The organism is Flavobacterium sp., from assembly GCF_052437795.1.
In the GTDB taxonomy this organism is placed as follows: Bacteria; Bacteroidota; Bacteroidia; order Flavobacteriales; family Flavobacteriaceae; genus Flavobacterium.
This window is the reverse complement of the sequence record NZ_JBQVPA010000003.1, coordinates 180,849-203,561: the sequence shown is the minus strand read 5'-3', so window position 1 is coordinate 203,561 and position 22,713 is coordinate 180,849. Positions and strand designations below refer to the sequence as shown.

The window sequence follows — 22,713 nt, the reverse complement described above, 5'->3', positions numbered from 1 at the left end:
ATAATTATATTGAAGACCACCCTCGCCACCCTGAAAAAAGGGCAAAAAGCCACCATCACCGATTTCAACATCGATGCCATACCCCTGAAGCTGCTCGAAATGGGCTGCCTTCCCGGCAATGTGGTCGAATTGCTGCAAGTGGCGCCGCTGGGTGATCCGTTATACATAAATGTGAATGACAGCCACGTGGCCATCCGAAGGGAGACCGCTCTTGAAATTGATGTTGAACTACTGAATAGCGCATCGTTATAATGGCCGGATCCCTCAAAATAGCGCTAATAGGCAACCCTAATACGGGAAAGACCTCGGTGTTCAACCATCTCACCGGACTGAACCAGCAGGTAGGCAACTATCCCGGTATAACTGTAGAACGCAAGGCCGGAAGCTGCAAACTGCCCGGTAGCGTGAAGGGCAATATTATCGACCTGCCCGGCACCTATAGCCTTAATGCCAGCTCTATTGATGAGAACGTAGTGATCGAACTGCTGCTCAACAAGACCGACAAAGACTACCCCGATGTTGCCGTTGTAGTTACCGATGTAGAGAACCTGAAACGAAACCTGCTCCTGTTCACCCAGATAAAAGACCTTGAAATCCCCACCATACTTGCCATCAATATGGCCGACAGGATGGACAAGAAAGGGATCAGTCTGGACATTCCGTACCTTGAAAGCAGGCTGAATACTAAAATAGCACTGATCAGTTCGCGCAAGGGCACCGGCATTGCCGACCTGAAGGAACTGATCGTAAATTATAAAAGCCTGTCTACAGAGCCATGTCTGCACGCTTCGTCCATCGATCCGGACTATTTCAACAAGCTTCGCAAGGCATTCCCTAATGAGCTGTTGTACAAGTTGTGGCTACTGATATCCCAGGATGCCAACTTTGGGCTTTCGCACAAAACAGAACTGATGGGTACGTCGTTCACCAAAACACGCGCCGACCTGAAAAGGCTGCAGCAAAAGGAAACCATTAAGCGCTACCAGTTCATTAACGATGTGCTGAAAGCGGGACAGGCGATCGATACCTCTAAAGCGAAAGACCTGCGTGCCCGCCTGGACAGGGTGCTTACGCATAAAGTATTCGGATACGTGATATTCTTGGGCATACTGATGCTCATATTCCAGTCCATCTTCTCCTGGTCTGAACTGCCAATGGGACTGATCGAGGAAGGAACGGCATGGCTCTCGAACTTTGTACTGGGGAATATGGCGCCCGGCAAATTATCTGACCTGCTGGCCAATGGCGTTATTGCGGGCATAGGCGGTGTGGTCATCTTCATCCCGCAGATCGCGTTCCTGTTCCTGTTCATATCCCTGCTTGAGGAAAGTGGGTACATGAGCCGCGTAGTATTCCTAATGGACCGCCTCATGAAGCCTTTCGGCCTTAGCGGAAAAAGCGTGGTGCCGCTTATATCGGGCACAGCCTGTGCCATTCCGGCCATTATGGCGGCCCGGAATATCGAGAACTGGCGCGAAAGGCTGATCACCATACTTGTTACGCCTTTTACGACCTGCTCCGCGAGGCTACCGGTCTATATCATACTCATTTCGCTCATCATCCCGGAAACGAAAGTAGCCGGAATATTCAGCCTGCAGGGTTTAACCCTAATGGCGCTGTACCTGCTGGGCTTTTTGGGAGCGATGGTATCGGCATGGATACTCAACAAGATACTCGACGCAAAGCACAAGAGCTTTTTCGTGGCAGAAATGCCCAATTACAAACTGCCTTTGCTGAAGAACGTAGGCCTTAATGTACTGGAAAAGACAAAAGCCTTTGTATATGGCGCGGGCAAGATCATCCTGGCGCTTTCTATCATCATCTGGTTCCTGGGTTCGCATGGCCCGGGCGACAATTTCAGCAATGCCGAAGAGATAGTAAAAGGGCAGCAGCGACCACTCACCCCCGAAGAGCTTGATGATGCCGTAGCGGCTTACCAATTGGAGAACTCCTACATTGGGATCATGGGCAAAACCATCGAGCCTGTCATCCGCCCGTTGGGTTATGACTGGAAAATAGGCGTAGCCATTGTTTCATCGTTCGCGGCGCGCGAGGTATTTGTAGGTACGCTGGCGACCATCTATAACATTGGCAGTACCGATAACGAAGTTACCATACGGGAACGCATGGATTCTGAGATCGACCCTATAACAGGAAAAAAAGTATTTAATTTTGCCACGGGCATATCGCTGCTGCTGTTTTATGCATTTGCCATGCAGTGCATCAGTACGCTTGCCATTACCAAAAAAGAAACTAATTCCTGGAAGTGGCCGCTCATACAGCTGTTCGGCATGAGCGCTTTTGCTTATGTGGTCTCATTAATTGCTTACCAATTGCTTAAATAATGGACATACAAAGTATTATATCCTATATACTCGTAGCCGGCGCAGCAGTGTTCCTGGTAAAGAAATTCTTTTTTAAAAAGAAAAAGAAGAAGGATTGCGGGGATTGCGGCTGCAACTGATCCCATTTATCATTCATCCTTTTTTATTTCACGCTGCTCCAGCACATAGTCGCGTATCGGCTTGCCATCCACAATAACATCCTTAAGCACCGAATGCCCATCCTTTACCGCCACTACCGCATAGGCCGGTTTTTCCAGGCTGTCCCTGCGGCTATAGTCCCGGTACGCAAGTTCAGCTTCATATGCTTTACCTTCTTCCATATAGTAACGGTCAAATGGGAATTCAATATGCAGCATCCCATTATAGCCCCATGCTTTAGCCTTAAAGAAATCCTTTTTTGAATTAATAGGATCGCAGGAGACATTGGTCACTTTTGCAAAACCATCTTTGTCTTTTATTATGTATACGTACGCATCTTTATTCCAGTTACGGATAGTATCTTTTAGGTATACGGTATTGTCAAAGCTAAGCGTGATGTACTTACCCCTAAATGGGTCGGCAGGATCTATCGGTTCCGTCCTGAACTTATACTCAGTGCCATGCCTTTCGGTCATTTCGCAATCGTACATCATTTTCGCCGGGACGGCAATTTGCGCGAGCGCTGTCAGTACAAAGCCCGCGATCAGTAATTTATTGGATATTTTCATAGTTTTTCTTTTTTCGGATAAGCAAATAGTTAGCAAAGAAGAATCCGGCACCCACGGCTACGAACAGCAGGCCTCGAATGGCAAATGACATATCGGTATCGAAGAATCGGCAAATGATCAGTGCTGACACAATGATCAGCCCGAAGTTGAGCGAAGGCAGGTCGAAGCGCATAGCTGCCCTGCGTATCACCATGATGCCAAGTGTAAGGACTAAAATGTTTGATAGCACGGCAGCGGCCATAGGGTGGAGGAAACCGACGAAATAGATCGCCGGGAAAAGGAACACTGACCATAAAAAAGGGTCGGCACGCTTCAGGGCATCCGTTTTAGTGATGGCAAGGTAGAGGCCCATGGCTAAAAACGCTATCCCGGCAGGGAGTGTATACAGGCTGATAGATCTTCCTCCCATGTCAATTTCCCAATACCACCTGAACGAAACGGCCAACAGGATCGCAAGGATGCCAAGCCTCGAAACTAACATAAAGCCGTTGGCTCTGGCCGAATGCCTTTGCACCGCAGGCAGCAGCCCAATACTGTAAAGCATCCCGAAAAAGGCAATATAGATGGCTACGTTGAACCTATAAGCGTCATCAAGGAACATAGCCAGTGCAAAGGTGGCACTAGCCGGGAGGGCAAGGTTAAAAAAGCTGGTGATCCCGCCGATCGGCTGCGACTTGTGCCTTTCAATATAAAAAGGAATAAATGCTGTCATGAAGAAAAGATACATCCATGGCCTGTCGGTGGTGCCTAATCCGCATTCTCCTGCATACCACGTAGTAAATACAATGTGAAGCAGCGCCAATGCATTGGAGCGCAATATGTAAACCAGCGGCAGGCAAAGCACTATCCATGTAAACAGGTAACCGGCCAGATTTCCAGGGATATTGTATATCTGTGCTACCAATGCGATAGAGGCGCCTACTGCAAAAAACAGCAGTACGCCGGCAGGCTCTTTCCATCGGGCATCTTTTTTTGTAATAATGGTAAAGGCGACAAGCCCCTGGAAAACTACAAGCGGCAGCAGGGCCAGCATAGTCTTTATACTGCGGGAGAAGGTATCCCAGTTATGCGCGAAGATCAGTATGATGCCGAGCCCGGTAAGCACGGCGCCAATTACCCCAAATATGGTAAGCAGGCTGCTGCCCTGCGGCAATGCTTTGGAGGCATAATAGGACTCAATGTCCTGTGCCGTGTCGGAAGTAATGACATCATTGGCCACCAGTTCCGGCAGTTCTTTCAGTATGGTTCTCATGATAATGTTGGTTTTGGATAATAAAAAAAACCCCACACCCTCACCTGGGTGAAAGCATGGGGTTACCGCTAAGCATTATATATTTTGGGCTTCAGCCTGTTTAAGGTCGCGGGTATTTTTTTGTACGGCTATGGCGGCAAAAAGGCTCAACGTAAAGGCCATCCCGAAGAAGCCTTTTTCGCTCAGGAACAGGTCGGCGTTCCAAAGTCCGATGATCAGCAGTACAACGGCTGCTACGGTGGTAAACCAGCATATGCCGTAGTACAGGTCGGTTACCGGTATGCCCTCCATCCGGTCGCGGACGCTTTTTTGCACTGATATTACCGAGAAGAGCCCGAACAGCAGTATTGTAAAGTAATACCCTTTTTCGTTGAGCTCCATCTCGGCATTGAAAAGGCCGATGCAAAAGGCTGTCATACCGATAAGCAACGCCATCCAGGACGCGCCTACAAAGGCAGAGCTCGGCTTCAGCGTCATCACGCCATTAATAACAGTTTCTTTTTTCATAGTTTCGGAAGTTGTTGCTTCCTGTGGTTTTAGCGGTTCCATAATTTATTTTGGTTTAAAATTATAAGGCAAATCTCCGCCAAAACAAAAAGCCATGAAAATCAATATTAATATGAAACTGACGATATTAAAATTCAGTTGTGTATCTTTATGCTTCTAATTCCAAACCGCCATGAACAGCCTGACCGATGTAGTATTGTTAATGACTTCTGAAGAAAAACAATTGTTTAAAGCATACCTTCGCACCCGTAACAAGCGCAGTGATGTGCAGAACATCCGTCTCTTTAAAATTATTGAAACTGATGATATAAATGTTGAAGAAAAATTTATTGACGGTAAAGATAACCGCGATGCCTACCATGCATTGCGGAAAAGGTTATACGATACGCTGGTCGATTTCATGGCGAACCGCGCGTTTGAGAAAGGCACTTCCGAGCCCCATGAAGTACTGCGACTGATAGTAGTAAGCCGCCTGTTCTTTGAGCACAAGCTGTACAAAGCCGCCTTTAAATGCCTGGCAAAAGCCGAAGTGAAAGCCCTGAAACTGGACCATTTCAGCCTGCTGAATGAGACCTACCAGCTGCAGGCGCAGTATGCTCATTTTAACGTCGGGCTGTCTATGGCAGAGGTGATCGGGAGATACAACGCCAACCGCGAAAAGATGGAAATGGAGGAAAAGCTCAACATGGGTTATGCGCTGCTGCGAAAGGACCTGGCCGATATCTACCATAAGGGTAAGGTGGTCAACTTCCGTACGCTGGTTAAGGGAACAATGGCCTCGTTGGGCATTTCACTGGATGATATACTCTCTTTTAAGTCGCTATACCAGATATTGTTCATCGCCAACGAATATGCCTCGCTAAACTCCGATTTCAGCCTGGTCGAACCATTTACCGAAAAGAGCTATGCCTTTATCGCGGCAAAGGAGGACAAAGCCGAAGGCCAGCTCTATTACCATATTTATATACTGTACCTGCTGGCCAATGCACATTTTCGCAATCGCCGCTTTGCCGAATCGAAAGACTACCTTGGAAAAATGTTTGTACAAATGCAAAAACAGTCGGCCAAATACCACAGCCGTTTTATCCTGCGCCACTCGCTGCTTTTGGCACTGAACGAAAACTACTCCGGGGCGTGGCAGGCCGCATTGGATCTGACTGAAAAAGCACTGAAGACAGCCACCGCAAAATCAGACCCGGTAGATGTGAACGACCTTCGAATGTGTGCGGTGATCATCTGCGTACAGCAACATGACAAAGCCGCCTTTAAGCACCTGAAGCTTTTCAATCACAGCGATGCCTGGTACGAAAAGAAAATGGGTGTGGATTGGGCTATCCGCAAAGCTTTGGTAGAGATAGCCGCATATGCCGATCATGACAATACAGAACTTGCGCTTTCCCGCCTGAAAAGCTTTAAGCGACGCTACAAAAAATACCTTGCCGATGTAAATGAGGAGCGGGTATTTGCCTTTGCACAGTTAGTGGAACGCTATCTGCTAAAGCCTGAGATCGCACAGCATCCGGATTTTGCCAGGGGCATTCTCTCACTCAAGGCCAATGATGCTAAGGAGGATATTTTCGTGGTCAGCTTTATGGCGTGGCTTTTGGCAAAAGCAAAAAAAAGGCCGGTGTATGAGGTGATAATGGAAATGATGGCGTCGCGTTGATCTGGCGTCTGGTTATTTGTCTATTCGGAAAGTGGCATGCCAACTAATGAACCTTTTGATCATGCCATGATCATCTTGAGATCCTTCCTTCGTCAGAAACCTAACGAAGTGATTCGACGAAGTAAATGACAAACTCCCTGAAAACTATTTCTCTCCCTTCCACTCCCCAAAAAACTGTTCCAGAAAACCTTCCATATAGTTATGGCGGCTTTCGGCAATTTTTTTTCCTGTAGGAGTGTTCATACGGTCTTTAAGCAACATCAGCTTTTCGTAAAAATGTGTTATTGTAGGCGCGGTGGACTTTTTGTATTCCTCCTTGTCCATACTTAAATTAGGTGCAATGGCAGGGTCGTACAGGGCGCGGTTCTTAAACCCTCCGTAATTGAAAGCCCTTGCGATCCCTATGGCTCCCAATGCATCAAGCCTGTCGGCATCCTGTACGATATTAAGTTCTACAGAATCGAATTTCTTTTCAAAGTTGCCGCCCTTAAAGGAGATATTCTCTATAATATTCACCACATGGATGATGGTTTCCTCGGCTACGCCCTGTGCCGAAAGGAAGCGCCATGCTAGTGTTGGCCCTACGGTCTCATCCCCGTCATGGAACTTGCTGTCGGCAATGTCGTGCAGCAATGCACCCAGCTGCACTACCAGCAGGTCGCATTCCTCACCTTTGGCAATAAGCATCGCATTGTTATATACCCGCTCTATGTGGAACCAGTCGTGGCCTCCTTCGGCGTGGGCAAGCTGTGCTTTTACAAAGGCTATCGTAATGTCTATCAGGTTGGTCATGATGAGAGGGTTTTGCAAACAAATTACATCAATTTTCGTGAATTCATAATAATCGTTAACGGATATTTATGTAACATAGCTACAAAAAAAAGCTGCCCTAAAGCAGCTTTCAATGTTTATTTTACTAAAGCAGGTGTTACCCACTTGAAAATATGCGATTCTTCGGGAATAACGAGCCTTTCTGAAATGCGCTGCATACGGTCCGGCAGCTTCATCAGGAAGTCGCGTGCCTTTTCGGCCTCAGCGGTAAGCCCGTTTATTTTGTCGATCTGCCATTTGTCGATCAGCTTGCGGAGGATGTCCACATAGTCCATTGCCGTATATACGCCAATGCGCTGTGCCGAGTCGGAGAATTGCTCGAACGCCTCGCCTATCTTCTGTCCCGATTCCCTGAGGAAGTGCGCCGGCATCACGATCTTCTGCTTCATCATGTACTGGAAAGCCAGCATCATCTCACTCGGGTCCACTTGGAAAATACGGTTGATGAACTCGCTGTAGGCCATGTGGTGACGCATCTCGTCGCCCGCTATGAGGCGGCAGGTTTTAGACAGTTTGTTGTCGCCATATTTTTTGGCCAGTTGCGATACGCGGTTGTGCGAAACATAAGTGGCAAGCTCCTGGAAGCTGGTATATACAAAGTTTTTATACGGATCACGGTCGGTACCGATATCGAACCCGTCGCTAATAAGGTGCTGTGTGGTTATTTCAACCTCGCGCATATTCACCCGCCCAGAAAGGTACAGGTATTTGTTGAGCACGTCGCCATGGCGGTTCTCTTCGCTTGTCCAGCTGCGTACCCATTTAGACCATCCGTTGCCGCCATTTTCAACCTGGTTGATGCCTTCAACATCCATCAGCCATGATTCGTAAGTAGGCAGTGCTTCTTCAGTTATTGTATCGCCTACCATTACCACCCAAAAGTCATAAGGCAGGTCTTTGGCGATCTCGCGAAGTTCTTTTACCTCATCATAGAAGCCTTCGCTTTGCGAGTCGGGCAGCAAGTCAGTGGGCTGCCAAATTTTTTCTACGGGAATGAGGTACTCGTCAACAAATGTGTTAATGTCCTTTTCGAGCAACTGCATCACCTCAAGCCTTACATTGTGTGTAGACATAATATCTTAGTTTTTTATTCCTTGTACTACTGCGTTCTCTGTCCGCTCCATCACCTCAGCAAAAGGAATGCCATTGATGGCAAAAGGTTCCTGTACCGTGAAAGTCAGCCGGTTGCCCAATCCCAGTGGGTATTGCCCGAAACGCACCAATTTCCATGAATTGTTGATGCTGATCGGTACAATGTACGCAGAAGGGGCGTATTTACAAAGTATTTTAAGACCGTTTTCTGAAAAGCGCTTTGGCTCCCCGGTCTTGCTCCTGGTCCCTTCGGGGAAGATAACCGCCGAGCGTTTATATTTCTCTATGTATTCGCCCATATGCTTTATGGCAGGTAGCGCCTGTTTAGGGTCTTTGCGGTCTATCAAAACGCTGCCGCCATGCCTCAAATTATAGGAAACGCTCGGGATGCCTTTACCTAACTCTTTCTTGCTTATAAATTTAGGGTGCACCTTGCGCATGAACCAAATGATGGGCGGAATGTCGTACATGCTTTGGTGGTTAGCCACGATGATCAGGGGAACACCCTGTGGCAATCGGTCGCGGTTTTGTATATCATACGTGGTACCCAATATGTGAGTAGTACGGACCAGGCATCCGTTAAGCAGGTCAACGCTTTTTTTATGGGCCTGGTAGCCAAATACATTAAGGCATATCCACTGTATCGGATGGAATATGAGCAGCATTAATAAAAATGCCAGGTAAAATAATATGGATAACGGATAGGACAGTATCTTTTCCATTTATGGATTTAAAAAATTCCCGTAAAAGTAAATCCTTTTTATGGAATACGAAAAAGTTTTACTATGCAGGCATAGCGGATGTGATGAAGATCACTTTTTTCGATCGAGCCGGAACGCGGGTGACGCGGATCGGGAATATGATCGCAGATCTTATGCTGTACTGAAAATAGTTCATTTTGCATGGCCTCTGCGATATAACGATCAAATAAATTTTACGGAGCAATGAGTATGATCCGTGAAAAACATTCAGATCCGCGTCATCCGCGTTCCAATTAAACAAAAAACCACGCGGTTAACGTGGTTTTGGTATAATTCCTAAGATCGCTGTTTAGCAAAACTCGTCGTAAGCGTCTTTCAGGTTCTCGGCGATCATTTCGGCAGGACGGCCTTCAATGTGGTGGCGTTCCAGCATGTGTACCAGCTCACCATTTTTGAATAATGCCATGCTTGGCGATGACGGAGGAAAAGGGAACATTTGTGTCCTTGCCTCGTCTACCGCTTCTTTATCAACACCTGCAAAAACCGTGATAAGGTGATCCGGCTTCTTAGCGCCGTCAAGGCTCATTTTAGCGCCCGGGCGTGCATTTCGGGCCGCGCAGCCGCAAACCGAGTTTACCACTACAAGCGTAGTACCTTCTTTAGACAATGCGTCCTTCACATCGCCGGCAGTATATAGTTCTTCAAAACCAGCGTCAGACAGTTCTGCGCGCATTGGCTTTACTAATTCTTCAGGATACATAATTTTATATTATTAATTATGAGGCAAAGATACGGAAATTTCATCTGAAATATAATTGCAATTATTTTTATTACAGATGCAGGATCATTGAGGTCGAAGGGGAATGAGAATGACAGAGATGGAGCAGGTCATTTCCAGTACTACGTATTTAAACTTTAAAGATCCGCCCTAATAGTGCTTTCAGGAACAGCCCTTTCGGGCATTGCCATATCACTTTCAGATCTTCGGCAAAGGAGGTCTCCTCATCTAAAAATTTAAATACCGGCGCCGCCTTTGCTTTTTTGAACATAGATGAAAAGATGCCGGCGCCCTCGTGGTTCTTTTTTGCAAGTATGTCCAACAACAAAAGGTCATACAGCCAAAACCTGCTCGTTTTATGGAATTGCCTCATATCCGGTTCCTGCAAAAGCATAAATTCGACCAGCCTGCCCGAAAGCTTATCGGCATTGCGGAAGGTATAACCCGTACTGGCCTTGGTCCAACCGCCTGCCGAACCGATGTTGAGGATCTTTTTCGAATTATTTTTCCAAAACGGGTATGAAGTCATCGGGATGCTGCCTTTCTCTTCGGCAATAACGCTGTACCCCGAAGCCCCAAGGTTATTCAGGTAGTCCTCAATAGCTCTTTCGTATTCTTCTGCCGGTAATAAGTCCTTAGAGAAAAGCGTGTATTCTACAATGGCTTCCTTTTCGGAGAATGGCAGTACGTACATAAACCGTGTATTGCCCGTTTGAGGAATGCTGAAATCCATGAACGTTGGGCATTCCGGATCGAATACAGGCTTCTCGGTCTTTACATGCCACCCAATGAAATGCTGCCGCAATACAGGATATTTATTTTGCGAAGCCGGAAGTTCCGGATCGTAAATGCTGTTGAAAAGAAAGTCGCAGGTGTAGTTCTCCGTTCCTGTAGCTACCGAAACTTGTATGCCTGGATCTTTAAAGTCAATGACTTTTTGATCTACGAATTCAATATTCGGATGTTGCTGTAATTCTTTAAGAACAAGATCATAAAAATCTATTCCACGTACCATTTTATAGGAATACCCGCCAAAATTAAGATCTGCCCGCCATTGCTCGTTGGCAAAAAGCGCTGTACCCCATTCCCTGTGAACGATGCCGTCCCAGTTACCCATGCCTTTTTGCCAAAAGCACCAGGTGCGGTCATTGTCTTTTTTCGCATCAGGGTCTATGAGCAAAATGGAGTGCCCGGCAAACTTTCCGCTCATGGCCATTTTGTAAGCCGTCATGAGCGATGCCAGGCCTGCGCCTGCAAAAATGTAATCGTAATGCTTCATCTCTCCCAAATTTACCGTATTTAGCACAATTTTATCAGATAAATATTTAGGCTTACCTAAAAATTATTTTATATTTGTTTATAATTAGCTCATTAATGACCTATTCTGAAGAAAACTACCTTAAGGTGATCTACCATCTTTCCACAACATCGGGCAAGGGGATCAGCACCAATGCCATTGCGAATGTTATGGAAAGCAAGCCATCATCTGTAACCGACATGGTACAGAAGCTGGCCGACAAAGAATTGGTCAATTATAAAAAATACCAGGGTGTGGAACTAACCGATAAAGGGAGGTTTACCGCACTCATGATCGTGCGCAAGCACCGCCTATGGGAAGTTTTCCTTGTCGAAAAACTCAACTTTTCGTGGGACGAGGTGCACGATGTGGCCGAACAGCTGGAACATATTAAGAGTGAAAAATTAACGGACAAGCTGGATGAGTTCCTGGATTTTCCGACCGAAGATCCGCACGGCGACCCTATCCCCGACCGCAACGGGAAGATAGCTAAGGTGGACAAAAAGCTGCTCTCGGAAATGGTCGTTGGCAAAAAGGTGATCTGTGTGGGCGTAAAGGACAGTTCACCGCCATTTTTGCAATACCTCGACAAGCAGCAGATAGCCCTGGGCTCATCTATAGAGATCGTTAGTAAAGAAGATTTCGACATGTCGCTTACCCTGCGCCTCGATGAGAGGGATGTTACCGTTTCAAATAAAATTGCCGCCAACCTGTTTGTAAAACCTGTTTGAATATATGTTTGATAGCATAGTACTGTATTTCGAAAGCATACCGCCCGTGATCGCGGCGCTCTATGCTACGCTTTTTACCTGGTTCCTTACGGCTCTTGGTGCCTCGGTCGTATTCTTCTTCAAGAATATGAAGCGCTCCGTGCTCGACGGTATGCTGGGCTTTACCGGCGGGGTCATGGTGGCCGCCAGCTACTGGAGCCTGCTGGCCCCGGCTATAGAAATGAGCGCCGGCGAAGGGTTTACCAAAGTTATTCCGGCATCTGTTGGGTTCATACTTGGAGCATTGTTCCTTTTTGGCCTGGACAAGGCACTGCCCCACCTGCACATCAACTTTAAGGAAACCGAAGCCGAAGGCATAAAGACCAAAACACCCTGGCAGCGCACAACGCTTTTAGTACTTGCCATCACACTGCACAATATACCCGAGGGCCTTGCTGTGGGCGTGCTTTTTGGCGGTGTAGCGGCAGGCATTCCGGAAGCATCAATTGCGGGTGCATTGACTTTGGCTATTGGCATTGGCATACAGAATTTCCCTGAGGGCATAGCGGTCTCGATGCCACTAAGGCGTATGGGCATGAGCCGCCGCAAAAGTTTTATGTACGGGCAATCATCTGCCCTGGTAGAGCCTGTTGCGGGCGTGCTTGGCGCGGTTGCTGTAACTTTTTTCACACCGATGCTGCCTTATGCTTTGGCTTTTGCCGCAGGCGCGATGATATTTGTGGTGGTCGAGGAAGTGATCCCGGAAACCCAACAGGATAAACATACTGATATCGCCACACTGGGCTTCATCGGCGGCTTTGTGGTCATGATGATGCTGGATGTGGCGCTTGGGTAGATCTTTATGCTTTTGCTCTCCAAAACCTTCTTTTTGGCTTTAGGAAAGGGTATAAAAAAACCCGGACTTTAAATGATCCGGGCTTTTATTGTTTTATAGAGATGTAAAAATAACGTTGTTACGCCCCCGGAAACTCTGCTTTCCTCTTTTCCAGAAAAGCAGTGGTCCCCTCTTTAAAGTCGGCAGTGCCAAAAGATTCTCCAAATGCCCTTATCTCTGTATTGTATCCGTTCGTACCATCTTCGTAATTTGCATTAATGGCTTTTATCGCATTGGCAATGGCTACAGATGAGTTCTTCATTATTTTGGCGGCGATCCCTTTGCAGAATTCGATAAGCTCAGCCTGGGGCACTACGTGGTTTACAAGCCCGTAAGCTTTGGCGTCTTCGGCACTTACCATTCCCGCGGTCATGATCATCTCCATTGCGCGGCCTTTTCCCACCAACTGCGGAAGGCGCTGTGTACCGCCATAGCCCGGTATTACACCCAATGACACTTCCGGAAGGCCCATTTTGGCATTGTCGCCAGCTATGCGAAAGTGCGCCGCCATGGCCAGTTCCAGCCCACCGCCAAGGGCAAAGCCATTAACTGCTGCGATCACGGGGGTGCCAAGGTTCTGCACCTGGTCAAATAGCAATTCCTGACCCAAGGCCGCCAGCTTTTCACCTTCTTCAATGTTAAAGTCGGCAAACTCGGCAATGTCGGCGCCGGCTACAAAAGCCTTTTCGCCGCTGCCGGTCACGATTATGACTTTTACTTCTTTGTCGGCATCAAAAGCCTTGAAGGCTTCATGCAGGTCGACGATCGTCGCCTTGTTCAGCGCGTTGAGCTTTGCAGGCCTGTTTATTGTTATTACTCCTAAGCCGTTCTCTTTTTCGGCCAGTATGTTCTCGTAGTTCATAGTTTATATCGTTTTGTCGTTTGTTCTCGTTTCGTTGCCTTCGGGGCTGGTAATGGGCAAGGTTACTAAAAATGTCGTGCCCTCTCCCGCCTCGCTTTCAAAGGTTATCGTGCCATAATAATTCTCCACAATATTCCTGATGATGCCCAGCCCGAGCCCCATACCACTGGTCTTGGTGGTGAATTTAGGCTCAAAAATACGGTTTTTGTTCTCAATGCTAATGCCTTTGCCGTTATCCTTTACCGCAATTTTTGCCATGCCTTCTTCGCGGTACACATATACCGCGATCATTGGGTTGGCCTGGTTTTCGTCCAGTGCCTGTGTAGCATTTTTTACAAGGTTGGTAATGATGCGGATGAGCTGCGTGCGATCCATACGGGTAATGATATACGGCTCATCACTATGGAAGGTAATGTAGGGCTCATTGAATATCTCCAGCGCCAGCTGCACGATCTTCACCACGTTAAGTGTTTCATTCTGCTGGGCAGGCATTGATGCAAAGCTCGAGAATGCCGATGCCACCGCGCTCATAGTATCGATCTGCTGTATAAGCGTTTTGGAATATTCATCCAGCTTTTGCTTAATGTCGGGGCTGTTCGGGTCGAACTTGCGCTGGAAGCTCTGCACGGTAAGGCGCATGGGTGTAAGCGGGTTCTTGATCTCGTGGGCCACCTGTTTGGCCATTTCGCGCCAGGCCTGCTCGCGTTCGCTTTGGGCCAGCTTGGTAGCGCTTTCGTCAAGGTCGTCCACCAGGTTGTTGTAGGCATCGACCAGCAGGCTTATTTCCTGCGGCGAGTCGCCCATGTCAATTTTAGCATTCTCTTCATTCAGGCGGGTTTCCTTAATGCGCTCGCTGATCTCTTTTATCGAACGGGTAATGTAGCTTGAAAGGAAATACGCAATGATAATGGATATGAGCAGCATGAACGAATACACCTGGACAAAGCGCCAAAGGAAGTTGTTGGTCTCACGTTCGTAGTAGCCGTCGTCTTCAATGTACGGCAGGTTCAGGATGCCCAGGGGCTTGAATTTATTGTCTTTAATATAACTGTAGGCAGAGCGGAACTTTTTCCCATTCTCGGACTTTGGGTCTACATACCTTTTTTCGGCAGTAGCACGCAATACCTTTAGGATCACTGGCGGTATGGTACTGTTGATGGTATCGACCGAAAATGCCGCTTTAGATGATTTAAGCAAATGCCCGTTGAGGTCGTAAATGTTGATCTCCATTCCGTGAATGTTCGCCAGCTCATGGATGCGCTCCCTGAAAATAAGCGGGAGGTTCTCGGAATTCATTGGATAGGTAGTGGTAGAAAGCACATAGTTCATGTGTTCTTTAATGGCAAACTCCTTGCGTTCCAGGCGGTCTTCGTTATAATCGTTGGCTTCTTTTTTAAACTGGTAAATAGCTACGATGGCAATGAGGAATGACGCGATGAGCGTAACGAGGATCATTGACATGAATATCCTTGTACGGAGCGACCAGCGTTTTATTTTAAAGCGTTCATTCATCAGGAGTTGTTCTTCTCGCGGATGCGTTTGTAAAATTTATAGCCCAGCATCAGCAATATACTGAAAAGGATAATTCCAACAACCCCATAGATCCAGTTAACGGCGTTCTTCAGTATTACTAAAAAGACCACGGCAAACAGGATAATGGTAGCGCCTTCGTTCCACAATCTCATAAATCCAGTGGTATGCTTTACCTCGCCGCGCTGCAGTTGCTTAAATATCCGGTGGCATTTTAAATGGTACAGGAACAACAGCAATACGAATGCCAGTTTTACATGCATCCACGATTCATTGAGCCAACCGGGCATCAGTATGAGCAGCATTACCGCGAATATGGTGGCTAATACCGCCGACGGCCATGTGATGATGTACCACAGGCGGTAGCTCATTAATTGATATTGTTTGATCAGTATCTCCTTTTCGGGCGAGGGCTTATCATTGGCCTCGATGTGGTATACGAACAGCCGCACAATGTAAAAAAGCCCGGCAAACCAGGTAATGATAAAAATGAGGTGGAGGGATTTTATGTAGTTGTAGTATTCCAATTTTCTTATAATCTTATTCTTAAACTAATTCTCAACAGTAAGTATCATATGTGCAGGAATTTCAATCGTATCGTTTTTATTTGGAATTTTAACTTTAAGGTAGACTTGATTATCTGTAGTTGATTTTGGGACAAATGCATAATCAAATTCTGTTTTGTTATTGCTTCCGATTTTAATTTCTTTTGAACCGTTAACTTCATAAATATCATACTTAGGCAACGCTACTGAAAATGGATGAAATAATAACTTAATGTTATTTTTCTTTCCAACTCTAATTAATGGGTCATTAGGAATTCCTATAAGAATATAGGATCTGATTAAATCCTCTCTATAGCTTTCTAATGAATCGGTCAAAAATATGTTTTTCTTTCGTAATTCAGCATTTTGATTCAATAGCTCCTGATATTCAATAGACTGATTATCTGAACTATTACAGCTAAAGATAAGAAACACAATAATTCCGGCAAATAAATATTTTTCCATATTAGTTATCAATCTTCAACTCCGTCCCCATCTCCTTTTTCAAAAATATGCCTGTCACGATCGTAGAAAGCACATCAGCAATGGGGAACGCGACCCATACCCCGAAGATACCAAAAAAATGTGGCAATATGAGTACTAAGGGTATAAGGAAGAAACCCTGTTTGCTCAGCGTGAGCAGTAGCGCCTTGGTGGCCTTGCCTGCCGCCTGGAAGTAGGCCGCACCTATCAGTTGCACCGCAATAATGGGCGACGCTGCAAATACCCAGCGCAGCGCACCCGGTGTGTCGCGTATCACTTCGGGGTCGGTGGTGAAAATGGCGGTTATGGGTTTGGCAAATACGAGTATTACAATGAATATGAGTATCGCCAGTCCGCCTGCATATTTTATGGAAGTGAATATTGTTTCGCGTACCCGGCCATAATTGCCCGCGCCATAATTATAGCCCGCGATCGGCAGGAAGCCCTGCGTAATGCCTAAAACGGGGAACAGCGCGAACATGAGCATCCGGCTGATGATACCATACACCGTTACCGCATGCTCACCGCCGAACGAGAATAGTGTGTGGTTAAGCAGCACTGCCAATACGCTGATCACACCCTGCCTTGCAAAGGTTACAAAACTGAGGGAAGTGATCTCACTGAATATTTTTTTATGGAAAGTAAAGTTGTGCCATCCCAGCCGCAATTCGCTTTTAAAAGCAAAGAACCACGCTATGTACAGGAAACAGGCAAGGAACGACAGCCCTGTAGCGAGCGCTGCCCCAAAGATCCCCATGTCCAGCACTTTGATGAAGAGGATATCTAATATGATATTGGCCACTGCCGACACGATCATCGATATCATGGAGTGTCGCGACTTGTCCTCGGCACGGATCACATTATTACCCATCATGCATAGCGCCTGGAATGGCACGGCTAATAATATGGGCAGGAAGAACTCCTTTGCCGGCCCTTTTATCGCGCCATTTGCTCCGAACGCATACAGTATCTCATCGCCGAATAACAGCCCGAAAACAACGAACAACGAAGACAGCCCGAACGTCATCATGACCTGGTGCGCAAAGGTATTCAAGGCTTTTTCCTTATCGCCCGCGCCCAATGCGCGTGACAATACCGAACCTCCACCCGTGCCAATTGCCAAACCAATGGCCGAAATGAAAAACGTGATCGGCATTACTACCGAGAGCGCGGCAATGGCCAGCGACCCGATCCAGCGGCCTACAAAAACCGCATCGATAAGCACGTTCACGGTCATGAACAATATGCCTATTGATGCGGGGACCGACTGCTTTATCAGCAGTCCCCTGATGTCCTTTTTTGCAAGCTCGCTGTTGGATGATCCCATTTAGCTTACCGGTATTTCCGCATTAGCCCATTCGTTGATCCAGTTGGCCACAACAGCTACCCATTCGTCATCATCGTTAAGGCAGGGTATCGCATGGAAGCTTTTGCCGCCATGTTCTTCAAACTCTTCTTTGGCGCGCATGGCGATCTCTTCAAGCGTTTCAAGACAGTCGGCTACAAACGCAGGTGTTACTACAGCAAGGTTCTTGATCCCTTTTTCAGGCATCTTGTTGATCTCGACGTCGGTATACGGTTCCAGCCATTTGTCACCCGCGAGCCGCGACTGGAAGGTAAGGGAGTATTTATCTTCGGGCAGCCCAAGTTCCTTTACGACCAGTCTTGTCGTTTCATAACACTGGTGGCGATAGCAGAATTTGTGCGCTGCCGATGGCGTAGCACAACACGTGCCGTCTATTTTACAATGCGACTTGGTCACATCCGTTTTCCGGATATGCCTTTCGGGAATACCGTGATAGGAGAACAACAGGTGGTCGTACTCAAACCCTTCAAGCGACTTCTTTACAGAGTTGGCGAGCACCTTTATGTAGTCGGGCTTGTCATAAAATGCAGGCACATCAGTAAAGGTCATCTGCGGGAATTTCTTCTTCCTTATCTCTTCCGCAAGGACAAGTATGGTCAGGGTCGATGCCATGGCATATTGCGGGTACAGTGGGAAAAGCAGCACCTCGGTCACGCCTTTGTCGGCAAGTTCCTGGAGGCCTGTTTCAATCGAAGGTTTGCCGTAACGCATGGATAATGCAACCGGCAATCCGGTCTTCTGCTTTACTTTTTTGTGCATCCTTTGGGAAAGCACGATGAGCGGCGAACCTTCTTCCCACCATATTTTTTTATAGGCTTCCGCCGATGCTTCAGGCCTTTTGCGCAGTATAATGCCGCGCACCAGCAATGCCCTCAGCAGGAATGGCACATCGATCACATACTTATCCATCAGGAACTGGTCCAGGTAGGGTTTCACGTCTTTCGCCTCCGGACTGTCCGGCGAACCCAGGTTTACTAAAAGTACTCCTTTCATGTTTTTGTTTGTTTGCTTTGTTAGCCCGCAGGGTTCATCAAAAACCGTGCGGGAGTTTAACCTCACCCCCCGGCCCCTCTCCAAAGGAGAGGGGAGCGAGCTTCACTCAGGCTCTTATTGCAGTAGAGTGCAGCGGCAAGAGTTCCCCCCCCTCCTTTGGAGAGGGGTTAGGGGTGAGGTTACACCCTCTCATTAATACTCATCAAATACTTCTTCGGCGTAGTGCCGTATTTCTTCCTGAAAGCCGATATGAAATGGCTTGCGGTACTGTACCCGATCTTCAGTCCTACTTCATTTACGTTGTACGACCCGCTGTCTAATAGCTTGCGGGCATAGTCCATTTTATAATCGAAGAGAAAGCTGTACACGGTATCGCCATAGATCTGGCGGAAACCCATCTTCAGTTTTTTAAGGTTGATCCCCACCTGGTCGGCGAGTTCCTGCAGACCCGGCGGTTCGGCCATGTTGGCGATCACGATATCTTTGGCTTTACGTATCTTCATCACATTCTCCTCATCCACAAGGAACGGGCAGGCCTCTGTGTTGGCATCTTCGGAGCGGTTAAAGTACAGGCTCAGCAATTCATACACCTTACCTTTAAAATACAATTTTTTTATGGATGGGTGCAGATTGAAGTGGAACAGCTGGCTCAGTACGACGGACATGGCCGGGTTGATCTTTTCGTCCTTATAGTACTTTTTATCGCTGTTATCAGGACTGAGGAATGGGATATGGTCGGCCTGTTCCGAAAAGAAGCCGTGGAATTTTTTTATGGAAATAAGAATGGATACGACCCAGCTGTGCGGGGCGATCTCCAAATGTACGGGCAGCTCTTTTTGAGGGTTGAAGAGGAAAAGCGACAGTTCCTCACGCAGATCGAGCGCATAACGGCCCTGGTTGAATATGAACTTGGCCCTGCCCTTGAGGCCGAAGTGGAACTGTATCATGTCTACATCCACTTCCCTTTCAAAATGAACGGTCTCATCGCCGTTGTTCTCAAACCGCAACACATTGAATCCATCCTCTATCATTACTTCCTCATGGGAACCCATAGCGATATTTTTTTGAATGCCACTGCAAAAATACGACATTGCTTTATTTAGAATTGTTCTAAACTAAATTTTCGCAAAGCATTGATTTCAGCGCAAATTTAGCGTTTTTCGGCTTAAAAAAGCATTTTAGGGGCTAAATATCCGTGAGCGACATAAAAAGGACTTTGAGCGTTACTTTTTAAAAAACGTTCAAATTACTTTTGTGAAACTTTTAAGAAGTGTGAAGTAACGAATATGGAGAACAACAATACGTCGAGGCACCAGTACTTTTATGCGGTAGGACTGAGTTACAGGAAGGCTGATGCTGAGACACGGGGGAAATTCAGCCTGGACAGTGCCGGCAAAGCCGCATTGCTGCAACAGGCCAAACAGGAGGGCATAGACAGCCTGATTGTGACCTCTACCTGCAACCGTACCGAGATCTATGGTTTTGCACAGCATCCCTTTCAACTGATAAAACTGCTTTGCGACAACAGCCGCGGATCCATTGAGGAGTTCCAGCGTGCCGCGTTCGTATATAAGAACAATGAAGCCATTGCGCACATATTTCGCGTAGGCACCGGGCTCGACAGCCAAATCCTGGGCGACTTTGAGATCATCAGCCAGATAAAGACAGGGTTCACAGAATCGAAAGCCGCAGGACTGGCCAATGCTTTCCTGGAAAGGCTGGTGAACAGCGTGATCCAGGCCAGCAAACGCATCAAGAACGAAACAGAACTGAGTTCGGGCGCAACATCAGTATCCTTTGCCTCGGTGCAGTACATAATGAACAATGTGGCCAACATCAGCCATAAGAACATTTTGCTTTTCGGCACCGGAAAAATAGGCCGCAATACCTGCGAGAACCTGGTGAAGCATACCAAGAACGACCATATCATATTGGTGAACCGAACCCGCGAGAAAGCCGAAAAGATAGCCGGAAAATTTAACCTGGTTGTAAAGGACCATGACCTGCTTCCGCTGGAAATTCCCAAGGCCGATGTGCTTATCGTAGCCACCGGCGCCCAGGAACCTACCATTGACAAAGACATACTGGTGCTGGACAAGCCCCTGCTGATATTAGACCTTTCGATACCGAAGAACGTACATGATAATGTAAAGGAGCTTCCGGGCGTTACCCTGGTACACCTGGACGACCTTTCTACCATTACCGATGCGACCCTGGAAAACCGCAGGCTGCATATTCCTGCTGCCGAGGCGATCATCGAGGACATAATTTCTGAATTCAATGATTGGACCAATGCCCGTAAATTTGCACCTACCATAAACGCGCTAAAGGAAAAGCTGAACTCGATAAAAGACAGCGAACTTGACTTCCAGCGTAAAAAAATAAGTAATTTTGATGAGGAGCAGGCCGAGATCATCAGCCAGCGGATCATCCATAAAATTACAACGCATTTTGCCAATCACCTGAAAGACCGCGACACGGTAGTCGATGAAAGCATCGAGTGGATCGAAAAGGTATTCAGGATCGAAACCCCCGTACAATGAGAAAGATCATACGGATAGGCACCCGCGACAGCGAGCTTGCCCTTTGGCAGGCACACACCGTAGAACGCCAACTTAACGCCTTGGGATACGGAACCGAGATCGTGGCAGTGAAATCTACCGGCGACCTCATCCTTGATGTGCCGCTGTACGAACTGGGCATTACCGGCATTTTTACCAAAACACTCGACGTTGCCATGATACGGGGCGAGGTGGACATCGCCGTGCATTCCATGAAGGATGTGCCCACCGCCCTGCCAAAAGGCATTGTACAGGCAGCCGTTTTGGAGCGTGCCAACGTAAATGACCTGCTGGTGCACAAAGGCAGTACCGAATTTTTTACCAACCCTGCAACAATAGCAACGGGAAGCCTTCGCCGCCAGGCACAATGGCTCAACCGTTACCCTCACCATAACGTGACCGACCTTAGGGGCAACGTGAACACCCGTCTGCAGAAATTAAAGGACAATGACTGGCAGGGAGCGATATTCGCTGCTGCCGGACTGGAGCGCATTAACCTGCTGCCTGAAAACCATATGGCCCTTGAGTGGATGATACCCGCACCCGCACAAGGCGCGATGGTAGTTGTTGCCATGGAAAATGATGCGTATTGCCGGGAAGCACTCGCACACCTCAACCACAAACCTACCGAGATCACCACACACATAGAGCGCCAGTTCCTGAAAAAACTGGAGGGCGGCTGTACAGCCCCGATCGGTGCATTGGCAACGTATATTGATGAAGAGATACGCTTTGAGGGGGTACTGCTATCCATAGACGGTACGGAAAAGCTGCATATTGAGAAAGTACTGCATGCTGATAGCGATCATGCCAATTTCGGCAATGAATGTGCCGAAGAGATCCAAAAAAATGGCGGGGCGGAACTGATGGAGAAAATCCGCAACCAACTGAAGAAATAATGAAAGCAAGGGTGCTGTCTACCAAAAAACTGCTGCCCAACCACAGGCAATTCCTGCTCAATGCCGGGCTGGGGGTTGTGGAAGCCGATTTTATCAGCATCCAATACAAGCCTTTCGAACTGGATGCCATTCACCAAAACCTTATCTTTACAAGCCAGAATGCTGTTAAAAGCTTTTTGCTGAATGAGCATGCCGGGAACTATACAAGCCATCCCGTATTTTGCGTAGGCAGCAAGACAAAGGAAGCGATTGAAAGAGCAGGGTATGCCGTTGCCGCTTCTGCAGAATATGCTGAAGGACTGGCGGAGATTATAACAGCAGGACATTCCGGCGAAAGCTTTACATTCTTTTCGGGGAACATGAGGCGGGATACACTGCCGGATGCATTGGTGAAAGCCAACATAATTTGGAACGAAATTGAAATATACCAAACAGTATTATCGCCAATTACCATAAATACAGTGCCTGACGCGATACTGTTTTACAGCCCGTCGGGGGTGGAGAGTTACCTGAAGGAGAATAGCATTACTGATGCAGTTTGCTTTTGCATTGGTAACACCACAGCATCGGCATTGAAAGGAATTACTGAAAAGATCGTCCTTGCTAACAAGCCAACTGTAGAGAATGTGGTGGTCCAGTGCGTAAATTATTACAGAAATTATGAATAGCACCGTCATCGCGAGGAGGAACGAC

Annotated in this window: 24 protein-coding genes; 9 read left to right on the top strand and 15 right to left on the bottom strand. The window is 47.3% G+C overall.

The window, feature by feature from the left end; all coding sequences use genetic code 11:
• The first annotated feature begins 9 nt into the window (after positions 1–9).
• The 3 genes from ACT6R0_RS11230 to ACT6R0_RS11220 are packed head-to-tail and all read left to right on the top strand — an operon-like array spanning position 10 to position 2,464.
• Positions 10–252: a FeoA family protein gene (locus ACT6R0_RS11230; protein ID WP_444653327.1), complete on the top strand. Its 243-nt coding sequence runs from the start codon at positions 10–12 to the stop codon at positions 250–252.
• Positions 252–2,345, top strand: a complete 2,094-nt coding sequence (feoB, locus tag ACT6R0_RS11225; protein WP_444653328.1) for a ferrous iron transport protein B — start codon at positions 252–254, stop codon at positions 2,343–2,345. Before ACT6R0_RS11230 ends, feoB begins: the two co-directional genes overlap by 1 nt.
• Positions 2,345–2,464, top strand: a complete 120-nt coding sequence (locus ACT6R0_RS11220; protein ID WP_444653330.1) for a FeoB-associated Cys-rich membrane protein — start codon at positions 2,345–2,347, stop codon at positions 2,462–2,464. Before feoB ends, ACT6R0_RS11220 begins: the two co-directional genes overlap by 1 nt.
• A 9-nt stretch (positions 2,465–2,473) precedes the next feature.
• On the opposite strand, the gene ACT6R0_RS11215 is transcribed toward ACT6R0_RS11220, so the two are convergent.
• From ACT6R0_RS11215 to yiaA, 3 genes are all read right to left on the bottom strand, one after another.
• A complete protein-coding gene (locus tag ACT6R0_RS11215) occupies positions 2,474–3,052 on the bottom strand; it encodes a GDYXXLXY domain-containing protein (RefSeq protein WP_444653331.1) in 579 nt (192 codons plus the stop codon).
• The gene (locus tag ACT6R0_RS11210; protein ID WP_444653333.1) at positions 3,036–4,304 is read right to left on the bottom strand and encodes a DUF2157 domain-containing protein; all 1,269 of its coding nucleotides are present in this window, start codon (positions 4,302–4,304) and stop codon (positions 3,036–3,038) included. The genes ACT6R0_RS11215 and ACT6R0_RS11210 overlap by 17 nt, the downstream gene beginning before the upstream one ends.
• Positions 4,305–4,379: 75 nt before the next feature.
• Positions 4,380–4,811, bottom strand: coding sequence for an inner membrane protein YiaA (gene yiaA, locus ACT6R0_RS11205; protein WP_444653835.1), 432 nt, complete (start codon positions 4,809–4,811; stop codon positions 4,380–4,382).
• A gap of 172 nt (positions 4,812–4,983) precedes the next feature.
• Here yiaA and ACT6R0_RS11200 point away from each other — a divergent pair, with 172 nt between their 5' ends.
• Positions 4,984–6,477, top strand: coding sequence for a hypothetical protein (locus ACT6R0_RS11200; protein ID WP_444653334.1), 1,494 nt, complete (start codon positions 4,984–4,986; stop codon positions 6,475–6,477).
• A 144-nt stretch (positions 6,478–6,621) separates the two neighbouring features.
• On the opposite strand, the gene ACT6R0_RS11195 is transcribed toward ACT6R0_RS11200, so the two are convergent.
• The 5 genes from ACT6R0_RS11195 to ACT6R0_RS11175 form a co-directional block, all read right to left on the bottom strand.
• Complete coding sequence (locus ACT6R0_RS11195; protein ID WP_444653336.1) at positions 6,622–7,269, bottom strand: HD domain-containing protein; 648 nt, start codon at positions 7,267–7,269, stop codon at positions 6,622–6,624.
• A 116-nt stretch (positions 7,270–7,385) separates the two neighbouring features.
• The gene (locus tag ACT6R0_RS11190) at positions 7,386–8,381 is read right to left on the bottom strand and encodes an acyl-ACP desaturase (RefSeq protein WP_444653337.1); all 996 of its coding nucleotides are present in this window, start codon (positions 8,379–8,381) and stop codon (positions 7,386–7,388) included.
• Positions 8,382–8,387: 6 nt separating this feature from the next.
• Positions 8,388–9,122, bottom strand: a complete 735-nt coding sequence (locus ACT6R0_RS11185; RefSeq protein ID WP_444653338.1) for a lysophospholipid acyltransferase family protein — start codon at positions 9,120–9,122, stop codon at positions 8,388–8,390.
• Between the two features lie 328 nt (positions 9,123–9,450).
• Entirely contained in the window at positions 9,451–9,861 is a 411-nt protein-coding gene (locus ACT6R0_RS11180; protein ID WP_444653339.1) for a BrxA/BrxB family bacilliredoxin, read from the bottom strand.
• 148 nt (positions 9,862–10,009) lie between these two features.
• On the bottom strand, positions 10,010–11,158 hold the full coding sequence (locus ACT6R0_RS11175) for a lycopene cyclase family protein (RefSeq protein WP_444653341.1): 1,149 nt from the start codon (positions 11,156–11,158) through the stop codon (positions 10,010–10,012).
• Positions 11,159–11,253: 95 nt separating this feature from the next.
• Between ACT6R0_RS11175 and ACT6R0_RS11170 the strand changes: the two genes are divergently transcribed.
• Positions 11,254–11,907 carry a metal-dependent transcriptional regulator gene (locus ACT6R0_RS11170; RefSeq protein ID WP_444653342.1) on the top strand — a complete coding sequence of 218 codons (654 nt, stop codon included), beginning with the start codon at positions 11,254–11,256 and terminating at the stop codon, positions 11,905–11,907.
• A 4-nt stretch (positions 11,908–11,911) separates the two neighbouring features.
• Positions 11,912–12,742, top strand: coding sequence for a ZIP family metal transporter (locus ACT6R0_RS11165; protein WP_444653344.1), 831 nt, complete (start codon positions 11,912–11,914; stop codon positions 12,740–12,742).
• Positions 12,743–12,860: 118 nt separating this feature from the next.
• Here the strand turns inward: ACT6R0_RS11165 and ACT6R0_RS11160 are convergent, their stop codons facing one another.
• The 7 genes from ACT6R0_RS11160 to ACT6R0_RS11130 form a co-directional block, all read right to left on the bottom strand.
• The gene (locus ACT6R0_RS11160; protein ID WP_444653345.1) at positions 12,861–13,643 is read right to left on the bottom strand and encodes an enoyl-CoA hydratase/isomerase family protein; all 783 of its coding nucleotides are present in this window, start codon (positions 13,641–13,643) and stop codon (positions 12,861–12,863) included.
• Between the two features lie 3 nt (positions 13,644–13,646).
• A complete protein-coding gene (locus ACT6R0_RS11155; protein ID WP_444653346.1) occupies positions 13,647–15,155 on the bottom strand; it encodes a sensor histidine kinase in 1,509 nt (502 codons plus the stop codon).
• Positions 15,155–15,700 (bottom strand): CopD family protein, encoded by a 546-nt coding sequence (locus ACT6R0_RS11150; RefSeq protein ID WP_444653347.1) that lies wholly within the window; start codon positions 15,698–15,700, stop codon positions 15,155–15,157. The genes ACT6R0_RS11155 and ACT6R0_RS11150 overlap by 1 nt, the downstream gene beginning before the upstream one ends.
• 24 nt (positions 15,701–15,724) lie before the next feature.
• Positions 15,725–16,183 (bottom strand): hypothetical protein, encoded by a 459-nt coding sequence (locus ACT6R0_RS11145; protein WP_444653348.1) that lies wholly within the window; start codon positions 16,181–16,183, stop codon positions 15,725–15,727.
• A gap of 1 nt (position 16,184) precedes the next feature.
• The gene (locus ACT6R0_RS11140; protein WP_444653350.1) at positions 16,185–17,528 is read right to left on the bottom strand and encodes an MATE family efflux transporter; all 1,344 of its coding nucleotides are present in this window, start codon (positions 17,526–17,528) and stop codon (positions 16,185–16,187) included.
• A complete protein-coding gene (gene hemH / locus ACT6R0_RS11135; protein ID WP_444653351.1) occupies positions 17,529–18,560 on the bottom strand; it encodes a ferrochelatase in 1,032 nt (343 codons plus the stop codon). It abuts the gene before it with no gap.
• Between the two features lie 179 nt (positions 18,561–18,739).
• A complete protein-coding gene (locus ACT6R0_RS11130; protein ID WP_444653353.1) occupies positions 18,740–19,612 on the bottom strand; it encodes a helix-turn-helix transcriptional regulator in 873 nt (290 codons plus the stop codon).
• 234 nt (positions 19,613–19,846) lie between these two features.
• On the opposite strand from ACT6R0_RS11130, the gene hemA reads away from it, so the two are divergent.
• From hemA to ACT6R0_RS11115, 3 genes are read left to right on the top strand one after another with little or no spacing between them, the layout of a single operon-like run.
• Positions 19,847–21,103, top strand: coding sequence for a glutamyl-tRNA reductase (hemA, locus tag ACT6R0_RS11125; protein WP_444653354.1), 1,257 nt, complete (start codon positions 19,847–19,849; stop codon positions 21,101–21,103).
• On the top strand, positions 21,100–22,020 hold the full coding sequence (hemC, locus tag ACT6R0_RS11120; protein WP_444653356.1) for a hydroxymethylbilane synthase: 921 nt from the start codon (positions 21,100–21,102) through the stop codon (positions 22,018–22,020). The genes hemA and hemC overlap by 4 nt, the downstream gene beginning before the upstream one ends.
• The gene (locus tag ACT6R0_RS11115; protein WP_444653358.1) at positions 22,020–22,688 is read left to right on the top strand and encodes a uroporphyrinogen-III synthase; all 669 of its coding nucleotides are present in this window, start codon (positions 22,020–22,022) and stop codon (positions 22,686–22,688) included. Before hemC ends, ACT6R0_RS11115 begins: the two co-directional genes overlap by 1 nt.
• The last annotated feature ends 25 nt before the right edge of the window (positions 22,689–22,713 follow it).